The sequence below is a fragment of the Streptomyces sp. NPDC058674 genome (assembly GCF_042716505.1).
GTDB lineage: Bacteria > Actinomycetota > Actinomycetes > Streptomycetales > Streptomycetaceae > Streptomyces.
Genome location: NZ_JBHXSC010000022.1, coordinates 12458 through 34154, shown reverse-complemented (window position 1 = coordinate 34154; position 21697 = coordinate 12458). Strand labels below are relative to the sequence as shown.

At 73.1% G+C, this 21697-nt stretch carries 20 protein-coding genes and 2 pseudogenes; 9 read left to right on the top strand and 13 right to left on the bottom strand.

Features of this window, described 5'->3' with window-relative positions:
* Positions 1 to 19: 19 nt before the first annotated feature.
* A complete protein-coding gene (locus ACFWU6_RS14195) occupies positions 20 to 2074 on the top strand; it encodes a TPM domain-containing protein (RefSeq protein WP_383981059.1) in 2055 nt (684 codons plus the stop codon).
* 71 nt (positions 2075 to 2145) lie between these two features.
* A complete protein-coding gene (locus ACFWU6_RS14190; protein WP_383798164.1) occupies positions 2146 to 2865 on the top strand; it encodes a PspA/IM30 family protein in 720 nt (239 codons plus the stop codon).
* A 160-nt stretch (positions 2866 to 3025) separates the two neighbouring features.
* Here ACFWU6_RS14190 and ACFWU6_RS14185 read toward each other — a convergent pair whose 3' ends face one another.
* The 8 genes from ACFWU6_RS14185 to ACFWU6_RS14150 all read right to left on the bottom strand — a co-directional run bounded on the left by ACFWU6_RS14185 (position 3026) and on the right by ACFWU6_RS14150 (position 11842).
* On the bottom strand, positions 3026 to 5584 hold the full coding sequence (locus ACFWU6_RS14185) for a SpoIIE family protein phosphatase (protein ID WP_383798247.1): 2559 nt from the start codon (positions 5582 to 5584) through the stop codon (positions 3026 to 3028).
* Between the two features lie 211 nt (positions 5585 to 5795).
* Positions 5796 to 6224: an ATP-binding protein gene (locus tag ACFWU6_RS14180; protein ID WP_383798167.1), complete on the bottom strand. Its 429-nt coding sequence runs from the start codon at positions 6222 to 6224 to the stop codon at positions 5796 to 5798.
* A 154-nt stretch (positions 6225 to 6378) separates the two neighbouring features.
* On the bottom strand, positions 6379 to 6900 hold the full coding sequence (locus tag ACFWU6_RS14175; protein WP_383981026.1) for a (deoxy)nucleoside triphosphate pyrophosphohydrolase: 522 nt from the start codon (positions 6898 to 6900) through the stop codon (positions 6379 to 6381).
* Positions 6901 to 6941: 41 nt separating this feature from the next.
* Complete coding sequence (locus ACFWU6_RS14170) at positions 6942 to 7127, bottom strand: SPOR domain-containing protein (RefSeq protein WP_360867651.1); 186 nt, start codon at positions 7125 to 7127, stop codon at positions 6942 to 6944.
* 94 nt (positions 7128 to 7221) lie between these two features.
* A complete protein-coding gene (locus ACFWU6_RS14165) occupies positions 7222 to 7578 on the bottom strand; it encodes a hypothetical protein (protein ID WP_383981025.1) in 357 nt (118 codons plus the stop codon).
* A 483-nt stretch (positions 7579 to 8061) separates the two neighbouring features.
* Positions 8062 to 8814: a GntR family transcriptional regulator gene (locus ACFWU6_RS14160; RefSeq protein ID WP_383798171.1), complete on the bottom strand. Its 753-nt coding sequence runs from the start codon at positions 8812 to 8814 to the stop codon at positions 8062 to 8064.
* A 137-nt stretch (positions 8815 to 8951) separates the two neighbouring features.
* Positions 8952 to 10118 carry a DUF4190 domain-containing protein gene (locus ACFWU6_RS14155; RefSeq protein ID WP_383981023.1) on the bottom strand — a complete coding sequence of 389 codons (1167 nt, stop codon included), beginning with the start codon at positions 10116 to 10118 and terminating at the stop codon, positions 8952 to 8954.
* Positions 10119 to 10267: 149 nt separating this feature from the next.
* Positions 10268 to 11842: a S8 family peptidase gene (locus ACFWU6_RS14150; protein WP_383798177.1), complete on the bottom strand. Its 1575-nt coding sequence runs from the start codon at positions 11840 to 11842 to the stop codon at positions 10268 to 10270.
* A gap of 454 nt (positions 11843 to 12296) precedes the next feature.
* Here ACFWU6_RS14150 and ACFWU6_RS14145 point away from each other — a divergent pair, with 454 nt between their 5' ends.
* The 3 genes from ACFWU6_RS14145 to ACFWU6_RS14135 all read left to right on the top strand — a co-directional run bounded on the left by ACFWU6_RS14145 (position 12297) and on the right by ACFWU6_RS14135 (position 14706).
* Positions 12297 to 12608, top strand: a complete 312-nt coding sequence (locus tag ACFWU6_RS14145; RefSeq protein WP_383981021.1) for a pyridoxal-phosphate dependent enzyme — start codon at positions 12297 to 12299, stop codon at positions 12606 to 12608.
* Between the two features lie 266 nt (positions 12609 to 12874).
* A complete protein-coding gene (locus ACFWU6_RS14140; RefSeq protein ID WP_383981019.1) occupies positions 12875 to 13705 on the top strand; it encodes an isocitrate lyase/phosphoenolpyruvate mutase family protein in 831 nt (276 codons plus the stop codon).
* Positions 13706 to 13752: 47 nt separating this feature from the next.
* Positions 13753 to 14706, top strand: coding sequence for an EamA family transporter (locus ACFWU6_RS14135; protein ID WP_383981017.1), 954 nt, complete (start codon positions 13753 to 13755; stop codon positions 14704 to 14706).
* Between the two features lie 124 nt (positions 14707 to 14830).
* Here the strand turns inward: ACFWU6_RS14135 and ACFWU6_RS14130 are convergent, their stop codons facing one another.
* The 3 genes from ACFWU6_RS14130 to ACFWU6_RS14120 all read right to left on the bottom strand — a co-directional run bounded on the left by ACFWU6_RS14130 (position 14831) and on the right by ACFWU6_RS14120 (position 17964).
* Complete coding sequence (locus ACFWU6_RS14130) at positions 14831 to 15622, bottom strand: trypsin-like serine peptidase (RefSeq protein ID WP_383798185.1); 792 nt, start codon at positions 15620 to 15622, stop codon at positions 14831 to 14833.
* The gene (locus ACFWU6_RS14125) at positions 15619 to 16740 is read right to left on the bottom strand and encodes an alpha/beta hydrolase (protein ID WP_383798188.1); all 1122 of its coding nucleotides are present in this window, start codon (positions 16738 to 16740) and stop codon (positions 15619 to 15621) included. Before ACFWU6_RS14125 ends, ACFWU6_RS14130 begins: the two co-directional genes overlap by 4 nt.
* Before the next feature lie 138 nt (positions 16741 to 16878).
* Positions 16879 to 17964: an alpha/beta hydrolase gene (locus ACFWU6_RS14120; protein ID WP_383981057.1), complete on the bottom strand. Its 1086-nt coding sequence runs from the start codon at positions 17962 to 17964 to the stop codon at positions 16879 to 16881.
* Between the two features lie 442 nt (positions 17965 to 18406).
* Here ACFWU6_RS14120 and ACFWU6_RS14115 point away from each other — a divergent pair.
* Positions 18407 to 18982 (top strand): annotated as a pseudogene (locus tag ACFWU6_RS14115) (Uma2 family endonuclease); the annotation flags it as partial.
* A pseudogene (locus ACFWU6_RS14110) lies at positions 18979 to 19092 on the top strand (type II toxin-antitoxin system RelE/ParE family toxin); the annotation flags it as partial. The pseudogenes ACFWU6_RS14115 and ACFWU6_RS14110, both read left to right, overlap by 4 nt.
* 631 nt (positions 19093 to 19723) lie before the next feature.
* On the opposite strand, the gene ACFWU6_RS14105 reads toward ACFWU6_RS14110, so the two are convergent.
* Positions 19724 to 20191, bottom strand: coding sequence for a hypothetical protein (locus tag ACFWU6_RS14105; protein WP_383981016.1), 468 nt, complete (start codon positions 20189 to 20191; stop codon positions 19724 to 19726).
* Positions 20188 to 20736 (bottom strand): ArsR family transcriptional regulator, encoded by a 549-nt coding sequence (locus ACFWU6_RS14100; RefSeq protein ID WP_383981014.1) that lies wholly within the window; start codon positions 20734 to 20736, stop codon positions 20188 to 20190. The genes ACFWU6_RS14105 and ACFWU6_RS14100 overlap by 4 nt, the downstream gene beginning before the upstream one ends.
* 379 nt (positions 20737 to 21115) lie before the next feature.
* Between ACFWU6_RS14100 and ACFWU6_RS14095 the strand changes: the two genes are divergently transcribed.
* Complete coding sequence (locus ACFWU6_RS14095) at positions 21116 to 21385, top strand: type II toxin-antitoxin system Phd/YefM family antitoxin (protein ID WP_383981013.1); 270 nt, start codon at positions 21116 to 21118, stop codon at positions 21383 to 21385.
* A complete protein-coding gene (locus tag ACFWU6_RS14090; RefSeq protein WP_054221840.1) occupies positions 21378 to 21641 on the top strand; it encodes a type II toxin-antitoxin system RelE/ParE family toxin in 264 nt (87 codons plus the stop codon). The genes ACFWU6_RS14095 and ACFWU6_RS14090 overlap by 8 nt, the downstream gene beginning before the upstream one ends.
* The last annotated feature ends 56 nt before the right edge of the window (positions 21642 to 21697 follow it).

The window sequence follows — 21697 nt, the reverse complement described above, 5'->3', positions numbered from 1 at the left end:
CATACCCCTGCGGGCCGCGATGGCCCTGGCCGCCGCGCTGCTGGCGCTCGGCGGCTGGGGGGTGGCCGGGGCGCCGCCCGCACGGGCGGACGACCCGGTCACCCTTTCGCAGCAGGGGCAGATCACCGACCGGGTGGACGCGCTGGGCGACCGGAGGGCCCAGGTCGCCGCCGCGCTCGACACGCTCTACGCCGAGCGCCGCATCCAGCTGTTCGTGGCGTACGTAAGGGACTTCTCCGGGCGCTCGGCCCAGAGCTGGGCCGACGCCACGGCCGAGAAGAACGGCCTGGGCCAGAACGACGTGCTGCTGGCGGTCGCGACCGGCGCCCGGCAGTACGCCTACTCGGCCGACGTCCAGTCGGGTTTCACCGAGCAGCAGCTCGCGACCGTCGCGCAGACCGCCATCGAGCCGGCCCTGAAGCAGAACGACTGGGCGGGGGCCGCCATCGGCGCGGCGCACGGCTACGCCGCCGTGCTCGGCGGCCTGCCCGTCCCGGTGCCCACGATCACTCCCGGACCGGCGGACCCCGGCGGCGCGGCGGGCGGCGAGAGCGGGGCCGGGGACTTCGTGCTCCCGGTGGTCGCGGTCGGCGCGGCCGGCGCCCTCGGCGCCTACGCGTACCGCCGGCGACGGCGCGGGGGCGGCGCCGGGCGCGGCACCAGCGCCGGCCCGGGCTGGGGCGGAGGGGCTCCGGCGCAGCTCCCGCTGCCGGACCTGGACGCGCACGCGAAGGCGCTGCTGGTGGAGACCGACGACGCGATCCGCACCAGCACGGAGGAGTTGGGCTTCGCCTCGGCCCAGTTCGGCGACGAGGCGGTCGTGCCCTTCACCGAGGCCCTCGCACACGCCAAGGACGAGCTGACCCACGCCTTCCGGCTGCGCCAGCAGCTGGACGACGCCTACCCGGAGGACGACGCGACCCGGCGGCGGATGCTGGACGAGATCGTCGCCCGGTGCACCGGGGCGAACCGTCTGCTCGACGCGCAGGCGGCGGACTTCGACCGGCTGCGGGACCTGGAGAAGAACGCCCCGCAGGCCCTGGCCACGGTGGAGGAGCACTTCCGGGCGCTGTCCGGGCGCACCACGACGGCGGTGGCCACCCTGACCGCGCTGGCGCTGCGGTACGCGGACTCCGCGTCGGCGCCCGTGGCCTCCAACCCGCAACAGGCCGAGGACCGGCTGCTGTTCGCGACGACGAGTCTCGGCGAGGCGCGCGCGGCGGTCACGGCCGGCGACAACGGCAGGGCGGCCGTGCACGTGCGGGCCGCCGAGAGCGCGGTGGACCAGGCCGCGACCCTGGTCGACGCGGTCGAGCGGCGGGCCCAGGAGCTCGCGGAGGCGGCGGGGAAGCTGCCGGGCGCCCTCACCGAGGCGGAGACCGACCTCGCGGACGCCCGCGGCCTGCTGACCGGTACCGCACCGGGCACCTCGACGGCGGACCTGCGCGGCCGGATCGGCCGGGCGGAGGCGGTCCTGGCCGACGTACGCCGGCAGCAGGCGGCCGGCCGGTACGACCCGATCGACGCCCTGCGCCGCGTGGACGAGGCGGACGCGGCCCTCGACGAGGCCCTGGCCGGGGCCCGCGAGCGTGAGTCCGGCCGTCAACGCGCGGCGGCCCTGCTCGACCAGGCCCTGCTCTCGGCCCGCAGCGCGATCGGCGCGGCCACGGACTACGTCACCACCAGCCGGGGCGCGGTCGGCAGCCGGGCCCGTACCCGGCTGGCGGAGGCGGGCCGGCACCTGGAGCGCGCGATGGCCCTGGCGTCCGCGGACCCCTCGGGGGCGCTGGCGGAGGCCCAGCGGGCGGACCACCTCGCCCGGGAGGCGCAGCAGCTGGCGGAGCAGGACGTACGGGGCTACCAGGACCCGTACGGCGGCCGGCGCTCCGGCGGCGGCCAGGGCGGCGCGGTGCTCGGCGGGATCATCCTCGGCGAGATCCTGCGCGGAGGGGGCGGCTTCGGCGGCCGGGGAGGGGGCTTCGGCGGCGGCTTCGGGGGCGGCGGGGGCTCCGGTCCCGGCTCCTTCGGGGGCGGCGGAACCCGCGGCCGCATGGGCGGCGGGGGCCGCTTCTGAACCGCGGCGCGGACAGCGGCCGACGCCCCCGGCGGCCGGTACCGGACCATCCCCACCAGGAGGGACCCACCATGAGCAAGCAGACCGTCCTCGGCCGCGTCACCCAGCTCGCCAAGGCCAACATCAACGCACTGCTGGACCAGGCGGAGGACCCGCAGAAGATGCTGGACCAGCTGATCCGCGACTACACGAACAACATCTCCGAGGCCGAGCAGGCGGTCGCGACGACCATCGGGAACCTGCGGATGCTGGAGGCGGACCACGCGCAGGACGTGGAGGCGGCCACGGAGTGGGGCGGCAAGGCCCTCGCGGCGAGCCGGAAGGCGGACGAGCTGCGCGCGTCGGGCTCGGCGGCGGACGCCGACAGGTTCGACAACCTGGCCAAGGTGGCGCTGGGCCGCCAGCTGCAGTCCGAGAAGGAGGCGAAGACGGCGGAGCCGGTGATCGCCGCCCAGACGGAGGTCGTCGACCGGCTGAAGTCGGGCCTGGACTCGATGCGGGGAAAGCTGACGGAGCTCCAGGCCAAGCGGGACGAGCTCGTCGCCCGGGCCAGGACCGCGCAGGCGCAGAACACGATGCTGGACGCGGTCAAGAACATCGACGTCATGGACCCGACGAGCGACCTGAACCGCTTCGAGGAGAAGGTCCGGCGCGAGGAGGCCATGGCGATGGGGAAGCAGGAGCTGGCGGCGTCCTCGCTGGACGCGCAGTTCGAGTCCCTGGAGGACCTCGGCAAGACCTCGGAGATCGAGACCCGGCTCGCCGCGCTCAAGCAGGGCCGGCCCGCCTGACCACTCCCCGGTGAGCGGGCGCCCGGGACGGGGTGCGCCGGGCCGTCCCGCGGGGCCGGCCCGTCCCGCGGGGCCCGCCGTCCCTTCCGGACGTGCGGGGCGGGGTCCGCGGGCCCGGCACGTTCCGCCCGCGGGCCCGGCACGATCCGGCAGGGCCGGCCTATCCGCCGTACATGCTCAGCAGCTGCTCCGCCGACAGTTCGGCCACCGCCTCGGCCACCGCGCCGGGCAGCGGCAGTTCGAACCACACCGTCTTGCCGCGGTGCGTGCGCCGGGTGCCCCAGCCGGCGGAGAGCAGTCCGACGAGCTGGAGGCCGCGGCCGCCCTCGTCCGTGTCACGGGCCCGGCGCCGCCTCGGCTGCGCCAGGTTCGCGTCCCAGACCTCGCACACCAGGGTGCGGTCGAGCAGGAGCCGAAGCCGGATCTCCCCCTCGCCGTACCGGAGGGCGTTCGTGACCAGCTCGCTGACCAGCAGCTCCGTGGTGTCCAGGAGCCCCTCCAGACCCCACGCCGGCAGCTTGGCCCGCGCCAGCTCCCGGGCCCGGCCCACCGAGCGGGCCTCGCGCGGCAGCTGCCAGTCGCCCACCGCGTCCACCGGCAGGCCCTGTACCCGCGCCATCAGCAGGGCGATGTCGTCCTCCCCGTGCCGGGTGTCGAGGGTGTTCAGCACGTGGTCGCAGACGTCCTCCAGCGGCCGGACCGGATCGGCCAGCGCCTCCCGCAGTCCGCGCAGCCCCTCCTCCAGCGGGTGGTCCCGGGACTCCACGAGCCCGTCGGTGTAGAGCGCGAGCAGCGCCCCCTCCGGGAGTTCCACCTCCACCTCCTCGAACGGCTCCCCGCCCACGCCCAGCGGCATGCCGGGCGGCACCTCCAGCAGGAGCGCGGGCCGCGGCACCCCCTCCTCGTCCGGCGGCTCCACCAGCACGGGCGGCATGTGGCCGGCGTTGGCGATGGTGCAGCGCCGGGTGACCGGGTCGTAGACCGCGTAGACGCAGGTCGCCAGGTAGACCTCGGAGCGGTCGGCGTCCCGCGAGTGCAGGGCCGCCCGGGAGGCCTGCTGCGATCCGCCGGGCGCCCCGAGCCCGCGGGCGACCTCGTCCAGCGCCGTCAGCACCTCCGCCGGTTCGAGGTCCAGCAGGGCCAGGGTCCGTACGGCGGTGCGCAGCTCCCCCATCGCGACGGCGGCCCGCAGGCCGCGGCCCATGACGTCGCCGACGACCAGGGCCGTGCGGTGGCCGGGCAGTTCGATGACGTCGAACCAGTCCCCGCCGACCTCGGTCGCCGCGTTCCCCGGCAGGTACCGGCAGGCGATGTCCAGGCCGGCCGCCTCCGGGTCGCCGGGCGGCAGCAGGCTGCGCTGCAGGATCAGGGCCCGCTCGTGCTCGCGCCGGTAGAGGCGCGCGTTGTCGATGCAGACGGCGGCCCGTGCGGCGAGCTCCACGGCGACCGCCCGGTCGCGCTCGCCGAAGGGCTCGCTGCCCTTCGTACGGGAGAACTGCGCGAGCCCGACCACGGTGTCGTGGGCGACCATCGGCACGATCAGCGTGGACTGCACGAGGTCTTCCGGTCCCCCGCCCTCGACGAGCCGCGTCCGCGCGGTGCGCAGGGCGAGCGCGCCCGGGGAGGCCGCCGGATACCGGTGGATCTCCCCTACGGAGACCAGCGCGTCCGGGCCCGACAGCGGGGCGTCGGAGACCGCCGAGGCGAAGGCCACCCGCCGCAGCGGCAGGGAGGGCGCACGTCCGGACCCTTGGCCGGGCAGCGAGGGCACCCCGGGACCCTGCGGCCGGGCAGGGCGGTCGTCGTCGCCGAGCAGCAGCCCCTGGTAGAGGTCCACGGCGGCCAGGTCGCAGAAGCCGGGGACGGTCACGTCCAGCAGCTCCCGGGCGGTGGTCTCCAGGTCGAGGGAGTTCCCGATCCGGTGGCCGGCCTCGTTGAGCAGGGCGAGGTTGCGACGTACCCCGGCGGCCTCGCGGGCCGCGAGGTGACGGCGGGTGACGTCGATGCCGATGCCGGCGACCCCGATGGGACGGCCGGTGCCGCCGTGGACGCGGTAGAGGTTGATGGACCAGTGGCGGTTCTCCCGGCTGCCGGGGGCGGCTCCGGTGATCCGGAGGTCGGTGACCGAGTTCCCGCTCGCCAGCACCCGGCGCAGTGCGTCGGCCATCCGGTCGGCCTCGTGGGCCGGCAGGTAGTCGTGCACGGTCCGGCCCCGGTGTTCCTCGGCGGCGCCGCCGAAGACGGCGGCGAAGCGGCGGTTGGCCCGCTGCACCGTGAGGTCCGTACCAAAGAGGAGGAAGCCGAAAGGAGATTGGCCGAATATCGCCTGCGAGGCCGCCAGATCGGATTCGATCCGCCGCAGCGCCCGGACGTCCACGACGACGCACAGCGCGGCCCGCTCGGCCGCCTCGGTCTGCGTGGGCATCACGTAGATCTCGGCCACGCCGTGCGCGCCGTCCCCGCCGGGGATGCGGAACGGGATCAAGCCCGTCCACTCCTTGCCGTCGAGGATCTCGGCGACGCGGCGGTGCGCACCCGCACGCAGGTCGGCCGGCATGAAGGCATCGACCGGATCCCGGCCCACCGCCTGGGCAGCCGTCAGGCCGAAGAGCTCTTCGGCGCGCAGGCTCCATTGATCGATGAGGCCGTCAGGCCCGATCGAGAACGAGGCGACCTTTATGTAGTCATATATCGAGCCAGGCGGACTGCTGTGCCACAACGAGTCGTGCCATGTCTCCCGGGGCACGTCGGACTGATGTGCCTGCGCAGGTATCTCGCTCACGCGACCGTCCCCTCCAGCTCACCGCAACCGGACCGGCCATGACCGAAGTATTCAACACACGGCCCCGGACGGCACGGCGTTCACGATCACAAAAAGGTCCCGGTGCTTTCGAGCCATGTCGTGTGATCGTTGGTCACCCTTCACCTTGTTACTCACCAGGAAGAGCCAACTCGAACCACACGGTCTTGCCCGACTTCCCGTGCCGGGTCCCCCAGCGCTGTGACGAGACCGCGACGAGGTGCAGACCGCGACCTCCCTCGTCCTCGGGGTGCGCGACCCGTTCGCGGGGCGGATCCGGAAGCGGATCGGAAACCTCCACGAGCAGTGCGGGACCCCCGGGCGAGCCCTCGGCGGCCGGATTGCGCCGTACCAGACGCACTCCGATGGGGCCGGAAGCGTAACGCAGGGAATTGGTGACGAGCTCGCTGACCAGCAGGACGGTCACATCGCCCACCGAGTCCAGGCCCCATGCGCTGAGGGTGCCGCGGACGGCGTGGCGGGCGGTCCGGACGGCACCGGGCTCGGCGGGAAAGGCCCACTCGGCGCACTCACCGTCTGTGTCGATCACGCCGATCACTTCCCGGGCCAGCAGTGACCCCAGTCCGGTTCGTCGGGGACGAAAGAGGGACGAGATAGGGATTAATAGCGACATACCCGATATTTCGGGCGTCGTACCACTCGATCCCCCACGCACCGGCGCACTGTGGCGCAGACGGCCTAGAACGTGCGCGTCATGCGCCCCCTCCGGCGCCCCCGGCGGCGGCGGCGCGCCGGTCGCTCCGGCCGCCGCTCCCGCCGGCAGCGGGACCGTCGGCAGCGGCCCCACCAGCATGGGCCCCGCCGCCGGCGGCCGCGCGGGCGGCGGCGCGCAGTCGGCGCCCGGCCTCGGCCACCGCGGGCCGGTCCTGGTCGAGCCAGTCCACCGAGTGCAGCTCTTCCGGGCCCAGCCAGCGCAGCTCGTCGTGGTCCTCCAGCGGGGCGGGCTCGCCGGAGACGAGCCGGGCGGTCCACACGTGCAGGACGAGGCCGGGCTTCAGCGGCCACTCCCCCGGGATGCGCTCCAGCGGCTCGGCCTCGACGCCGAGCTCCTCGCGCAGTTCGCGCACGAGCGCCTCGGGGACGGATTCACCCGGCTCGGCCTTGCCGCCCGGCAGCTCCCAGCGGCCGGCCAGCTCGGGCGGTGCGCTGCGGCGGGCGGCCAGCAGGCGCCCGTCATGACAAAGGGCTCCGCCCACGACCACGCGTACAGTCATGGGCGGAGCCTATGCCCGCGTCGCGACAGCTGCGACGCCGCTCAGTTCATCGTGGCGGTCTGACCGATCCGCTCGACCCAGTAGAGCTGCTTGTGTCCTCGGTCGTCGAGGCTGTCGGCGACCTTCTGGGCCTCGGCCCGGGTGGAGTACCGGCCCACCCGGTAGCGGTTGCCGTTGTCGTCCTGACGTATGACCAGCCACGGGAGCAGGGCACCGCTGTCGTTCATCGCGTTTCACCCTCCGCCGACGTACCTGCCCGGGAAACCGCATTGCGCATATGCCCGAGCTTACGCCCGACCTTCACTCAGCGGATACGGGTTTTCACGAAGAGGTACCTCGCAGGCGTACGCATCCGGCCATGCGTACGAGTGGGCCGTGCGCTCCGGTTCGAAGGGGGCGCACGGAGGCCGTCGGGAGGACCACCGCGCCGCTCGGCGCCCCCTTGCGGCGGGTGTCCCCGCAGGTCGCGCGGAGGGAGCGGTCGAGGGAGCGGCAGAGCGGGCAGACCGGCTCCGAGCGGACGGGGTGGTCGGTGATGCCGGGCGCTTCGTACGCCGTTTCGCGGACCGCGCAGTCGTGTGTCGCGGCGATGTCCGCGACGCGGGCGTCCGGTCCGTTCACGTGGCGGGGCTGGCCCGGGTCGCACTCCCCCTGGTCATCGAGGCGGTCAACGGGCACGGCACGACGGCCGGTCCGACCGCGATGAAGAGAAGCGGGCCGCGGCGCGGGTGCCGGGGAACCCGACGAGGGCGGGGACCGAGACGGCGGAGGCGATCACCATTGCGCCGAAACCGGCCGGGTCGGCGGGGCTCCGCCGCGGGCGCGGGGGTGGCGGTTGCGGAACCGGCCCTGGGGCCGAAAGGCAGGCCCGGTACCAGTCCTGGTCATACCGCCGGAAGCGCAGCCGGGGCCCGGTCGTCGGCAGGCCGGTCCCGTGACCGCCCGTCACCCCGTGGTGTTGCCCGCCGGTTGTGCCGGTTGCCCCGACGCACCCCGCGTCACCGCCCGGTCATGCCTGCCGCACCCGCCCGTCCGCTCACCGGCACCCCTCCCGGCCCGCATCCGCCCGAGGCCACGCGGACCGCCGCCCGGCGACGGCCGCGGGCGGAGCGGCAGAGCGGGCGGAGCCGCGAAGCCATCGGCTGACCGCGCCTCCCCGCCTCACCGCACCGGGAGGTGGTAGGCCAGGCGGTAGCGGTCCGCCGGGACCACCACGTCGGCCGTCTCCACCGCGCGGCCGGAGGCGAAGTAGGTGCGGCTGATCACCAGCACCACGTGTCCCGGAACCCCGCCCAACAGGACCAGCTCCTCCGCCAGGCCCGGGCGGGCGCCGACCTCCTCGACCACGTTGTCCACGACGACCTCGATCGCGGCCATCCGGTCCACCACCCCGGAGCCGCCCAGCGGACCCTCCTCCGGCAGCATCACCGGGGTCCGGCCGGTCACGGCGAGGGGCTCCCAGGAAGTCGACAGCATCATCGCCTCCCCGGCGTCGCGGAAGACGTACCGCGTCCGCATCACCCGCTCACCCGGCTCGATGCCCAGGCGCTTCGCGATCTCCTCCGGGGCGCCCGCCTGCTCGCTGCTCGACTCCCATGTGCCGCGGGCGCCGGATTCCGCCTGCTCCTGCCGGAACGGCGTCGAGGTGCCGCCCGTGCGGTAGCCGGAGCGCGCGACCCGCCGCGGCACCGGCTGTTCCCGCACGTACGTACCGGACCCGGACCGGCCCTCGACCAGTCCCTCCGCCATGAGGACCTTGCGCGCCTCCAGCGCCACGGTGTCGGAGACCCCGTACTCCTCGCGAATCCGGGCCTGCGAGGGGAGCCGGGCGTGCGGGGGCAGGGAACCGTCGACGATCTTCTGTCGCAGATCCCCGGCCACGCGCAGGTAGGCCGGCTGCTCACCGAAAGTCACTGGCCACTCCCATCAGGTTGACAGACAGCAACAGCCTGGCAACCTACGGTTGTACACCGCAAGCAAAGGCCAAAGTTTCACCCGAAGTGATGAAGCCAGGTCACTCAAACCCGTTACCGCGCGTTACGCCCGCGCCCTCATGCCGACCCGGTCGCCGGGCCGCCCCCGGAGCCCCCCGGGCCGCCTCCCCCGGGCCCGCCCGGCTCCTCCAGCCACTGCGGGACCACCGTCGAAAGCCCGTACGCACCGCGCAGCGCCTTCTCGGTCTCCAGGGAAATGGCGCCCAGCGCCCGCTCCCACTGCCGGTCGAACTCCGCCGGCGACTTCGCCTGTGCGGCCCGCCGCCACGCCGAGCGGGCCGAGTCGATCTCCTTCAGCCGCGCCGCGGCCGCCCCCGCCGTCTGCGGCCGGGACACGTGCCGCTCGAGCACCGCGGCCTCGCCGCCCAGCGCCGCGTCCATCTCGCGCGCCCACGCCTGGTGCTCCTGCAGCGCGTCCGCGACGTCCTCCTCGGGACTGCGGCCGAAGGCGAGGTCCAGGGCGTTGGCCGCCGTGAGGAAGTCGGCCTGCTCCGTGGTCAGCGTCCGGCGGTCCTTGCGCAGGCTGCCGCGCTGGTCCTCCTCCGGTGTACCGATCACGCAGAGCAGCAGCCGGTCGCCGTCCTTCCAGGACTCCCTCGACGGCGAGAAGTAGTACATCCCGGCGTGCCGGGGCAGCGCCCACGTGTCCATCGCGTAGGCGTCCTGCGCCTTCCAGCAAGCCTCCTCGGCCTGGAGGTCCGCCGCGCGCGTACCGGCGCCCTGCGCAGGGTCGAACGGTCCGGCGAAGGTGACCTCGGCGTGGTGGACCTCGGAGCAGTCCACCTTGTACGTCGTCGGCTGCCGCCCCGTCAGGTCCCCGCCCGGGACGTTGAAGCAGTCGCCGGGGCGCAGGCGGTCCTCGTCGGTGAGCTCCCCCTCGGCGTCGGCGATCTCGGAGAACGCGTCGAGCCGGTCGCCGACCGCCGTCAGCACCGGGCCGGCGGCGAACGCGATCAGGGCGGTCAGGCAGGTGGAGAGCGCGAGACCCGTGATCGCGAGGGCCCGGCCCCGCTCCCGCTTCCGCTGGATCTGTACGAGGGCCACGACGCCGAAGACGATGCCGAGCGGCGGCAGGCAGAGCAGCCCGACGAGGAGCGAGGCGAGCGCGAAGCCGTTGAGCGCCGCCTGCCGTCCGGGGCCGGGCGGCGGGCCCCACGCCTGCGGCAGGGACGGCGGGGGCCAGGAGTGGCCCGTTCCGGGGGAGGGGCTCGGCGGGGTGCTCACGGCGCAGGGGACTCCATCGGCGGGCGGGGGCGCGAACGCATGCGCGAATGGTAAGCGGCAGGGGCGACCGCCCGTCGGTCGCCCCCGCCTGTTCACCGCGGTCCGGTCACTGCCGGCCGGCTACGGTCCTGCCACTGCCCCGGGGGCCCTCAGAACTGGAGCGCCCAGGAGTCGATCTTGCCGATGTCGGCGCTCGCGAGGTCGGCGACCCGGAGCTTCCAGACGCCGTTGGCGACCTCGGACGAGGCGTTCACGGTGAAGGTCTGGACGATGTTGTCCGCGCTGCCGCCGGTGCGGTTGCGCAGGGTGTAGACGGTGCCGTCCGGGGCCACCAGGTCGACCTTCAGGTCACCGACGTAGGTGTGCTTGATGTCGACCGGAACGCTCAGCGCGGCCGGGGCGTTGCCGGTGATCCCGCTGACGGTGATCGGCGACTCGACGGTGGCGTTGTCGGCGATCGCGTAGTCGTTCAGGTTCTCGAAGCGCGTGCCCGGTCCGGGCGGGGTGGTGCCGGCGCCGACGTGGAGCAGGCGGTTCGGGGAGCCGGTGCCGGGGCTGGTCACCACGTTCGGGGTGGCGGCGGCGACGAGGCCCGCGGAGATCTGGGCGGGGGTGCTGCCCGGGTTCTGCGCGAGGTAGAGGGCGGCCGCGCCCGCGACGTGCGGCGAGGCCATCGACGTACCGGAGATGCTGTTGGTGGCGGTGTCGCCCGTGCCCCAAGCGGAGGTGATCGAGGAGCCCGGCGCGAAGAGGTCCAGGACGGAGCCGTAGTTGGAGTAGCTCGCCTTCGCGTCGGTGCTGGTGGTGGCGCCCACCGTGATGGCCTCGGCGACGCGCGCCGGGGACTTGGTGGAGGCGTCGGTCGTCTCGTTGCCCGCCGCGACGGCGAAGGTGATGCCGGAGGCTATGGAGTTGCGGACGGCGGTGTCGAGCGCGGAGTCCGCGCCGCCGCCGAGCGACATGTTGGCCACGGCCGGCTTGACGGCGTTGCGCGTCACCCAGTCGATGCCCGCCACGACCTGGGCCGTCGTGCCCGATCCCTGGTTGTTGAGCACCCGGACGCCGACGATCTTGGCCTTCTTGGCCACGCCGTACGCGGTGCCGCCGACGGTGCCGGCGACGTGGGTGCCGTGGCCGTGGCCGTCCTGGGCGGTGTTGTCGTTGTCGATGGCGTCGTAGCCGTAGGAGGCGCGGCCGCCGAAGTCCTGGTGGGTGATGCGGACACCGGTGTCGATGACGTAGGCGGTGACGCCCTCGCCGGCCTTGTCCGGGTAGGTGTAGCTCTGGTTCAGCGGGAGCGCGCGCTGGTCGATGCGGTCCAGGCCCCAGGACGGCGGGTTGGGCTGGGTGGCGTCGACGGTGAAGGTCCGGTTCTGCACGACGGAGGAGACCGCCGGGTCGGCGGCGAGCTTCCTGGCCTGCGCCTCGGAGACCTCGACGGAGTAGCCGTTGAGGGCGGCGCTGAAGGTCCGGTCGATCTTCGCCCCGTACCGCTTGGCGACGGCCTTGCCGCTGTCGGCGGTCGAGCGGGCGGCGGAGTCCTTCAGGGTCACGATGTAGCTGCCGGGGACGGACCCGGCGGCTCCGGCGTTCTCGATGACGCCCTGTGCGCCGGTGTCGGCGGCCGAGGCGGGCAGGGCGGCGGCCGTGCCGAGCGCGAGGGCCGCGACGGCGACCGCGCTGATGCCGAAGGCCTTCCGGCGGGTGTGACGGATCACGGACATGTGAGGTTGTCCTCCTGATCGGTGGCGCATTGCGGGGGGTGGGGCGGGGGCCGTACGGACGAGCAAAGTCATGTGCATGACAATGCATTCGGCCTGACGGGCCTCCGTCTCCAAGAGGTTGACTTACCGTCAGCGATTCCCACAAGGGGCCTGCGGACGCGTAACATCCGCGCCATACGACGGCCATGATTGAGCAAAGCCGCTCAGCACATGACGCACGCACTCCCGGGATGCGTCTGCTCCGAGGACGGCACGCGCGCGGACGTCCGGACCGCCCGCTGGGGCTGCCTGGCGCCGCCCCGTGTGCCCGGGCCCGCGGGACCTCGATTTCACGCCGGATCCGGCCCGGCCGCCGGAACCGGCCGCCGGACCGGACTCGCTGTGGCGGTTCGGGTCCGTAGCGCCGCTGCCGGGGGCGTTCTCGGTTTCACTGGCGGACGGGAACACTCCGCCAGTGCCGCCGGCAGGGCGGATTCACGCCAAGCCGGACTCCCTGATGCCGACGCCGTCGTCCGAGGACCGGGGCGCGGTGATGCGCGCCGAGCCGGCGCGCTGGCCGGCCCCGGCGCGGGTCGTGGCGGACGGCAGCGGCAACGCGGGGGCCAGCGGGGCGGCGTACTGCGCGCGGGCCGGGCGCGATTGTGAAGTTTTCGTGCCCGAGGGCGCCTCGGAGAGGAAGACCGAGCGGATGCGTGCCCACGGCGCGGCCGTACGGGCGGCCGCAGGCAGCGGCCCGGGGCCCGAACTCAGCCCCGCCGGCGTTTGAGGCGCGGGGTCCGGGGCGGAGCCCCGCGGTCGGCCCGGGCCGGGGCCCGAAACCAGCCCCGCCGGCGTTTGAGGCCCAGGGTCCGGGCGGAGCCCCGCGGTGGGCCCGGGCCGGGGCCCGAAACCAGCCCCGCCGGCGTTTGAGGCGCGGGGTCCGGGCCGGAGCCCCGCGGTGGGCCCGGGCCCAGCCCCCGGCCGGGGCCCACGGCATGCGTCACGGCGGAAAACCGCGAGCCCCCGCCCCGCCCGTCTGGTGGAGTGGGCCCCATGACTCCGAACCCCGCCGCCACCGCCACCCTCGCCGCCCGCGCCACCGCCTTCGCGGACCTGCACACCCCCGCCTCCCCCCTCGCCCTCGCCAACGCCTGGGACGTGGCCAGCGCCCGCCTCGTCGAGGCCGCCGGCGCAGCCGCCGTCGCCACCACCAGTGCCGGCGTCGCCTGGTCCCTCGGCTCCCCCGACGGTGACGCGCTCGCCCGCGACCGGGCCCTGGACCTCATCGCCCGCGTGGCCGCCGCCGTCTCCGTACCCGTCACCGCCGACATCGAGGGCGGCTTCGGCGCCGACGCCGCCGCCGTCGGCGAGACCGTCCGCGGCGTGCTGGCCGCCGGCGCGGTCGGCATCAACATCGAGGACGGCACCCGCTCCCCCGCCGAGCACGCGGAGCGCCTGGCCGCGGCCCGCGCCGCCGCCGACGCCGCCGGGGTCCCGCTGTACGTCAACGCCCGCGTCGACACGTTCCTCCTCGGCCTCGGCGACCCCGCCACCCGCCTCGACGAGACCCTCGCCCGCGCGGCCGCGTACCTCCGGGCCGGCGCCTCCGGCGTCTTCGTGCCCGGCGTGACCGACCCGGCCACCGTCGCCGAGCTCGCCGAGGGGATCGACGCCCCGCTGAACGTCCTCGTCGGCCCCGGCGCCCCCTCCGTCGCCGCCCTGGGCGGTCTCGGCGTCTCCCGGGTCAGCCTCGGCTCCTGGGTCGCCGGAGCCGCGTACGCCGTCGTCCGCCGCGCCACCGAGGAGCTCCTCGCCGACGGAACCTACGGGTCCCTCGCGCAGTCCGTCCCGTACGGCGAGCTGAACGCCCTGCTCAAGGGATGAGGCCCCGCAAGCCCGCACCCGCCGAGGACCCCGGGAGCCGGTCTCGCATGCCCACGCCCTCTCCGACACGGCCCGCGCCCGCCGACCCCCCGCCCGGCAGGACCGCCCGGCCCGGCAGGACCGCCGGCGCCGTCTGGACCGCGCTGACCCTCGTCTACGTCGTCTGGGGCTCGACCTACCTCGGCATCCGGATCGTCGTCGAGACGATGCCGCCGTTCCTGTCCGCGGGGGCCCGCTTCATCACCGCGGGCCTGCTCCTGGCCGCCGCCGTCGCCTGGCGGTACGGCCCCGCCGCGCTGCGGGCCACCCGCGCCCAGCTCGGCTCCGCCGTCCTGGTCGGGCTGCTGCTGGTCCTCGGCGGCAACGGCCTGGTCGTGCTCGCCGAGACCGACGTGCCCTCCGGCCTCGCCGCCCTCTTGGTCGCGGCGGTGCCGATGTGGCTGGTGGTGCTGCGCGCGAGCACCGGGGACCGGCCGCCGCCGCGCACCCTGGCCGGGGTGCTGCTCGGCCTCGCCGGGCTCACCGTGCTGACCAGCCCGGGGTTCAGCGGCGACGTACGCCTCACGGGGGTGCTGCTCGTGCTGGCGGCCTCGGTGCTGTGGTCGCTGGGCTCCTTCTCCTCGTCCAAGCTCGACCTGCCGGGCAACCCCTTCACCGGCAGCGCCTACCAGATGCTCGCGGGCGGGGTCGGCGGCGTCGTCGTCGGCCTGCTGCGGGGCGAGCACCGCGGCCTGGACCCGGCGGCCTTCTCCGCCGCGTCCTGGCTGGCCCTTGGCTACCTGGTCCTCTTCGGCTCGCTCGTCGGCTTCACCGCGTACGTGTGGCTGCTCCAGTCGGCTCCGCTGTCGCTGGTCGCCACGTACGCGTACGTCAATCCGGTGGTGGCCGTGGCGCTGGGTGCGCTGATCCTCGACGAGGCCCTGACCTGGCCGATCCTGCTGGGCGGAGCGGTCGTGTGCGCGGCGGTGGGCGTGATCGTCGGCACGGAGCGCCGCACGTAGGCAGGGCCCGGGCCCTACGCGGCCGGGGCCGGTTCCCGCACCGTACGCGCGGCCGGCCGGGGCTCGGGCCCCCGTACGCCCGGCCGTGCGCCCCTACCGCGCGCGGTAGGGGCGGCCCCGGGGTTCAGCCCCGGGACGCCCGCTCGTACAGGGCCTTGGCGTGCTCGTCGAAGAGCGCGGCGGTGGAGTCCACGTCCGTGTCCCCGCCGCTCAGCACTCCGATCAGCTGTCCGGGGCGGCCCGGGGCGCCCCGGTCGGCGATCCAGGGGCTGCCGCTGGTGCCCGTCCAGAAGCCGGCGCAGCTGATGTACAGCATGTCGGGGTCGTCCTCGTCGTGGCGGGTCTGCGTGGTGCAGGAGACCGGCTTGTCCTCCGGGTTGTGCTCGGACTCCGGATAGCCGACGACGGTCACGTCCCGGTCGTAGCCGGAGGTCCAGTCGGGGGAGGGCGCCTCGTCCCGGCCGCCCACGGCCTCCTGGACGCTGCGCCCGTCGGCATCGTCGGCGACGGTGAGGAAGGCGAAGTCCGCGGTCTCCTCGCCCCACTTCGTCCAGCGCTCGTCCACGTGGATCGAGCGGACCTTCCAGACGCCCAGCGGCCGGCTTCCCGAGCCCTCGCCGGAGAAGGCGGGGGCGAAGGCGAGCTCTCCGATGGCGAGGCCGTCGTGGGCGACCTCGCCGGGCCGCCCGTCCTCGCCGGCCGGGGCCACACAGTGGGCGGCGGTGGCGACGACGTTGCCCTTCGGGCTGTCGACGACGCTGGCCGTGCACCAGTGCTCACCGTTGGCCGTGAGCACGCCGACGGTGGGGAAGGGGTGCACCGGCCGGTCCCCCGGCGCCTCGACGAAGGCGACGGCGAACACCGCCGCGATCCCCGCGGCGGCAGCGGCCGACGCCCCCTTCACCACCGTGCTCATCGCACGTCGGGGTCGGGTGTCGGCGCCGCCATCACCTTGCTGATCCACTCCAAGGAGCCCTCCCTCATGCCGCGTACGTACGACTTTCCGTTGTGCTCACCATCCTGGATCACCTGGAGCCGGGTGTGCACGGGGCCCCTCCCGTACTCCTTCATGAACTTCTCGGCCTTGTCGCGGCCGCCCTCGGCGGTGCCGATCTGGAAGTTGACGTAGACGTCCGGGCCGCCCGCGGCGATCAGCTTCTCGGCGAGCTTCTCCGGGTTGTTCGCGTCCATGGCCTGCGTGTTCCCCTTCCACAGCGGGGAGTCGGGGACGATGTCGACCCCGCTCGCGATGGCCGCCTTGAAGCGCTCGGGGTACTTCAGGACGTGTTTGAACGCGCCGAATCCGCCCGAGGAGGAGCCCATGAAAGCCCATCCGTCGCGGGAGGTGAAGGTCCGGAAATTGGCCTTCGCGAAATCCGGCACGTCATCGGCCATCCAGGTGCCCATCCTGGGCTCTCCGGGGATGTCCGAGCCGTCGAAGTGGTGTTTGGTGTCGGCGTTGATCACCGGCATGACGAGGACGAAGGGCAGGCTGGTGCCGGCCCGCACCCCGTCGCTCACGGCCTTCTGCAGGCCGAGGCCGGGGCCGGTGCCCCAGTAGTTCGTGGGGTAGCCGCGGCCGCCGGGCAGGGAGATCAGGACCGGGAAGGCGCTCTTGGCGTACCTCGGGTCGTCGTACTCCTTGGGCGCCCACACCCACACGTCGCCCGTGAAGCCGGACTTCCTGCCGGTGACGGTGGCCACGGCGATCTGGGTGCCGTCCGGCAGCCTGCTGGTGCGGGTGAACGCGGCGGCGGGCCCGGTGGGCATCCGTACGCCCGGCCGGACACCGGGTGCGTCGGGGACGTCGGCGGCGTCGGGGACGTCCGACGCCGCCGCGGTGTTCTCCTGGACCTTCCCGAAGGAGACCGGGTCCCCCACGTCCGAGAAGAGGCCGTACTTGTAGGCCGCCGCGCCGCCCGCGGCGACGAGGGCGACGGTGAGCGTGCTGCCGATCAGAAGCCGGCGCAGGTTCTGGGGGCGACGGCCGCCCTGGGTCAGGGGGCTGCCGTCGCCTTGCTGGTCATGCTGCACGGATGTGTCCCGTTCCTTCTCCGGCGCCCGCTTCCGGGCGCGGGTCGGACCGATCGGTCCCCCCTTACACCCTTTACAGAGGTATGAACGACGCAAGAGGTTGCCTGGGACGGGCGTGAGGTGGCGAGCGCCACGGGGTCAGCCGGCGGTGTCGGGCTCGGGACCCCTGAGCACCTTGCTGATCCACTCCAGGGAGCCCTCCTTCATGCCCCGGACGTAGTGCCAGCCGTTGTGCTCGCCGTTCTGGATCTCGCGGAGGGTCGTCCTGACCGGGCCCTTGCCGTACTGCTGCTGGAACAGCACGATCCGCTCCTTCCCGGTCTCCCTGGTACCGATCTGGAAGTTGATGTGGACCTCGGGGCCGTTGCCGTCGATCAGCTTCCGGGCGAGCTTCTCGGGGTTGTTCGCGTCCATCTCCGCCTGGTGGCCCTTCCAGAGCGGGGAGTCGGGGACGATCTCGCCGCCGCTGGCGATCACGGCCTTGAACTTGTCCGGGTGCTGCAGCACCGTCTTCATGCCCACGAAGGCCCCGGACGAGGAGCCCATGAGGGCCCAGCCGTCGCGCGACGCGTAGGTCCGGAAGTTGGCCCGCGTGAAGGCGGGGACGTCCTCGGCGATCCAGGTGCCCATCTTGGCCCGGCCGGGTATGTCGGAGCCGTCGTAGTAGTACCTGGCGTCCGGGTTGAGCACCGGCATGATCACGATGAACGGCAGGCTGGTGCCGGCCTTGACGCCTTCACTGACGGCCTTCTGGAGACCGAGGCTCCGGTCGGACCAGTAGTTGGCCGGGAAGCCGTTCCCGCCGGGGAGCGCGATGAGGACCGGGAAGGCGCTCCGGGCGTACTTCGGGTCGTCGTACTCCTTGGGCGCCCACACCCACACGTCGCCCGTGAAGCCGGACTTCTCGCCTGCGAGGCGGGTCCTGGCGATGACCGTGCCGTCGTCGAGCCGGGCGGTCTGCTTGAAGTCGGACTTCGGGCCGGACGGCATGAGCACGTCGGGGCTGCCGGACGGCTCGGGGGGCGTCGGGGCGGCCGGGACCTTCTCCTCCGCGGGGGCGGGGGCGGGGGCCGGGGCGGCGGCGTCCCTGCCGAAGCTCACGGTCCCGCCGTTGCCGGAGAACCACTCCAGCTTCCAGGCGACGAAGCCGCCGCCGCCGAGCAGGAGCGCGAGGGCGAGCCCCACGCTGAGGCCCACCACGCGCCGGGACCGCCCGGACCGCACGGGCTTGGGCGCCTGCGGCGGCCCCCCGTACGGCTCTCCGTACGACTCTCCGTACGACTCCCCCGGTGCCGGCGGCGGTGCCGGAGCCGGCGGCGGCGGGATGGGCGGGTACGGCAGGCCCGGCGCCGCCGCCTGTCCCTGCTGCGGGTCCTCGTCCGAGAGGCGGCCGTCGGGCCGCGGGCGCTGCGGATGGTCGTGCACGAACTTCGCTCCGAACGGTCGTGACTGCCCCCGAGAGAGGGGCAGAGCAGATGGGCATCCCTGAGTCCTGATGCGCGAACGAGCATCCCCTAGTCCTGATGCGCGAACCGCCCGCCCAGTTCCACATCCGGGCGAAGCCCCGCCGGACCCCGAGGGCCCGCCCCGTCGCGACACCCGTCCGCCGAGTACGGATCACCGGTACGACGCGCCTCGCAACCCCCTCGATCGCCAGGGTTGCCTCATGACCGGACTCCCCGCCTGGGTGCGCCCACCGCGCGCGGAAGGCTGGTTCGCGGAGGACCTCGACCGCCTCCCCGAGGCACCCCGCCACACCGAGCTGATCGACGGAGCCCTCGTCTTCATGACGTCGCCCCAGAGGTGGTGGCACGGCCACCTCGTCACCATGCTCACCGTCGCACTCATGGAGCAGGTGCCTGCCGACACCAGAATCGGCCGCGAGATGACCATCAAGCTCGACCCGCGCAACCGCCCCGAACCGGACCTGCTGGTGACGACGGCCGAATTCGACGGTGACCGTACCTGGTTCGCGCCGGAAGACGTCCAGCTCGTCATCGAGGTCGTCTCCCCCGAGTCCGCCCACCGCGATCGCACCGTAAAGCTCCGCAAGTACGCCGAGGCCGGCATCCCGCACTACTGGTGCGTCGAGGACGAGGCCGGGGCGCCCGTCGTGCACGTCTACGAGCTCGACGAACCCACCGGCGCCTACGCGCCCGCCGGAGTCTTCCGGGGCACCCTCCAACGCCCGGTGCCCTTCGAGGTCAGCCTGGCCCTCGACAAGCTCACGCCGCCCCGAACACCACCGCACTCGTGTCCCAGCACGAGCGCCGCCGTCTGCGCGTCGCCGACTACCGCGTCGTCTACACGATCGACAACGGAGAGCTGGTGGTCTGGGTCGTCCACACAGGACGCTCCCCCTGCGGTTCCGAGAGTCGGACCTCCAAGATCGACGCTGTCCCGCCGGCCACACTCGTACAGCGTGATCCGATCACCCAGGGTGAGGCGCCTCCACCGCACAGGGTTCAGGGGCAAGAGGCGCACCGGAGCCCGAGCGCCAGGCGGGAGGTCAGGAGCGAGCTCGACCCACACCCGGGCGATGTCCAGTTCGGGCGCTCCGCCGTCCTTCCGGTTGCCGATGTCCCGCATCGGTCGCAGCACCCCAGCGCCGAGGATCGGCGTACGCCGGAGCGCCTGCCCGGCCGGGCGGAGTGCAAGTTCAGCCCGGATGACTCCCACCCGCGTCTCGGCACCCCGCCACCAGCACCACTCACGGCTCCATTCGAGTCCAGCATTCCCGCCGCGCGCTCCATCTCCCCCCAGAAGCCTGGCGGCGCGGTCCATCCGTCACTCAGCTCCTGGAGCAGATCGAGCGTCACCTCTCACTCGTCGTGCGTGAGGTAGTCCCAGACGTCGGAGACCGTGATGTCGTTGTCGGTGACGACGCCTCCGGGCACAAGCAGCGAGGCGGCTTCGAGTATCCCGACGACGTCCATGCGCCGATTATTCATGCCCTGCGAAGTCCGGGCAGCCGATCAGCGCCTCAGTAACGCGGCATGTTCGGGATGGCCTTCTCCGCGAGCTCGATGAGCGCCTCCACCTTCGCCAAGTCGGCCGTGACCTCCTCCGGCGTCACGATGGGGGCCTCCGACGACCGGTACTCGACTTCGTTGCGCCGGGCTCGCATGCGGTTGAAGGGGCGCAGTATGGACCCGAGCGGCGGGTCGAGCTGTGCCCGCACGGACTCGTAGATGACGGTATGGCCACCACGGCTGGTCGCGCGCAGTCCCTGGTTCTGCAATACCGCGGCCAACGCTCTGCGCGCGGCGTCATAGGCCAGTGTGTACGCACCCTCCGGGTCCGTGGCCGCCAACTGCCGCGCGGAGCCGACATGCGTACGCGCCCGGACCAGCTCCGCCTCGGCGGCTGGCTGAGAAGCGGGCACGCGTTCAAGCCCGCCACTACCGATGAGCGCGTCAATCGTCGATCGGCCTTGATCCCAGCGCGTCATTGCGCCTCCACGTCAAGATTCAGTTGGACCAGCGGGCGTTCGCGAACGCTGGTGAGGAACGGATCATCCGTGCGGGCCTCCCACGCCTCGACGGAGACCCGATGGACGTTGACCTCACGACGCAGGCGTCGCGACGCCTCCTCGGCAAGGTCGAAGAGCGCGTCGGCGTCGGGGGCACCCACAACGAGGACATCCACATCGGCGGGCGGGGGCCCCGGCTCACCGTTGTACCGGGCGGCCCAAGAGCCGTAGATATAGGCCCGCTCCACCCGTTCAAGTCCCGCCAGCGCATCGGTGAGCACTGGCACGGGGCCGAAGGAGACGGACATGAGTTCGCTCAGTGGACGGTACAGCGGAGTATCCGTGCGGGCCTTGACGAGACGGCTGCGCCCCACTCGCCGGTCCGTCAGGATGCCACCGCCGGCCAACCTGTCAACCTCCCGCAGGACAGCGGTAGGCGTCACTCCGACGTCAGCGGCGAGCTCGGAGATGCTGTACTCGCGTTCCGGATGCAAGAGCACGAGCGCGAGGAGCTCGCCTTGCATACGGGACCGGAGGATGGGGAGCAGACTCGGCGATACTTTCATTGGGCGCAGGATATCAACCGCCCAATGAAAGTAACAGTCCGCGTTCGGCAGCTCACGAGAACCGCACAGGTGCACGCCGCAAGGCGCCCCGCAGGTCGGCACCAAGTCAGCACTGGATGCAGGAGGGGTCGGACTCGCCAGATCTGACTACACGTTGAAGCGGAACGTTCGAGACAGGGCTCCGACCTGCGGAAACGCGGTTCTAAAAGTGGCCATCCAGCACCAATCTGGCGTCGTGCAGATTCATCCAGCACGTCCAGCGCGCACGTCCGCGCCGGAGCCCGGGCACCCAATCCCGACCTTGTGTACACATGGAACACTCGGTACGCTTGAGCGCATGACGCAGCCGCTGCCCATAGAGTCCATTCGCGACGTGCGAGCACACCTGGCGGAGGTGGTGGAGCGCGCAGACCGCGACGATGTACCCACGGTAATCACGCGCCGCGGCAAGGAAGTCGCCGCCGTCGTCTCCATCGAAATCCTGCGCAAGTACCAGCAGTGGGAAGAGCGCGAGATCAACCGGATCATCGACGAGCGCATGGCCAACCCGGCACCCGGTATCCCGATCGAGGACATCATGAGGGAGACGCTGGCACGCGGTGAGTGAGTACCGAACCGTCTTCCGGCCCGAGGCCCAGGCCGAGCTTCGGAAGATCCCTCGCGACATGGCGCTGCGCATCCTGGCCAAGCTGACCGAGCTGGAGACCGACCCCCTCGGCTTCAACACCACCGCACTCGTGTCCCAGCCGGAGCGTCGCCGCCTACGGGTCGGCGACTACCGCGTCGTCTACACAATCGACAACGGGGAACTGGTCGTTTGGGTCGTTCACGTGGGACATCGCTCTACCGTCTACGAGACCTGAAGCACCACTGACCCCACGTCAGAATATCCAGCACCCATCCAGCACGGTGCGAGTTC

Coding starts and splice junctions, on each gene's coding strand:
- ACFWU6_RS14195 (WP_383981059.1), top strand. CDS start 20: ATGGCCCTGGCCGCCGCGCTGCTGGCGCTCGGCGGCTGGGGGGTGGCC.
- ACFWU6_RS14190 (WP_383798164.1), top strand. CDS start 2,146: ATGAGCAAGCAGACCGTCCTCGGCCGCGTCACCCAGCTCGCCAAGGCC.
- ACFWU6_RS14175 (WP_383981026.1), bottom strand. CDS start 6,900: ATGACTGTACGCGTGGTCGTGGGCGGAGCCCTTTGTCATGACGGGCGC.
- ACFWU6_RS14170 (WP_360867651.1), bottom strand. CDS start 7,127: ATGAACGACAGCGGTGCCCTGCTCCCGTGGCTGGTCATACGTCAGGAC.
- ACFWU6_RS14150 (WP_383798177.1), bottom strand. CDS start 11,842: ATGTCCGTGATCCGTCACACCCGCCGGAAGGCCTTCGGCATCAGCGCG.
- ACFWU6_RS14140 (WP_383981019.1), top strand. CDS start 12,875: ATGACTCCGAACCCCGCCGCCACCGCCACCCTCGCCGCCCGCGCCACC.
- ACFWU6_RS14135 (WP_383981017.1), top strand. CDS start 13,753: ATGCCCACGCCCTCTCCGACACGGCCCGCGCCCGCCGACCCCCCGCCC.
- ACFWU6_RS14130 (WP_383798185.1), bottom strand. CDS start 15,622: ATGAGCACGGTGGTGAAGGGGGCGTCGGCCGCTGCCGCCGCGGGGATC.
- ACFWU6_RS14105 (WP_383981016.1), bottom strand. CDS start 20,191: ATGACGCGCTGGGATCAAGGCCGATCGACGATTGACGCGCTCATCGGT.
- ACFWU6_RS14100 (WP_383981014.1), bottom strand. CDS start 20,736: ATGCAAGGCGAGCTCCTCGCGCTCGTGCTCTTGCATCCGGAACGCGAG.
- ACFWU6_RS14095 (WP_383981013.1), top strand. CDS start 21,116: ATGACGCAGCCGCTGCCCATAGAGTCCATTCGCGACGTGCGAGCACAC.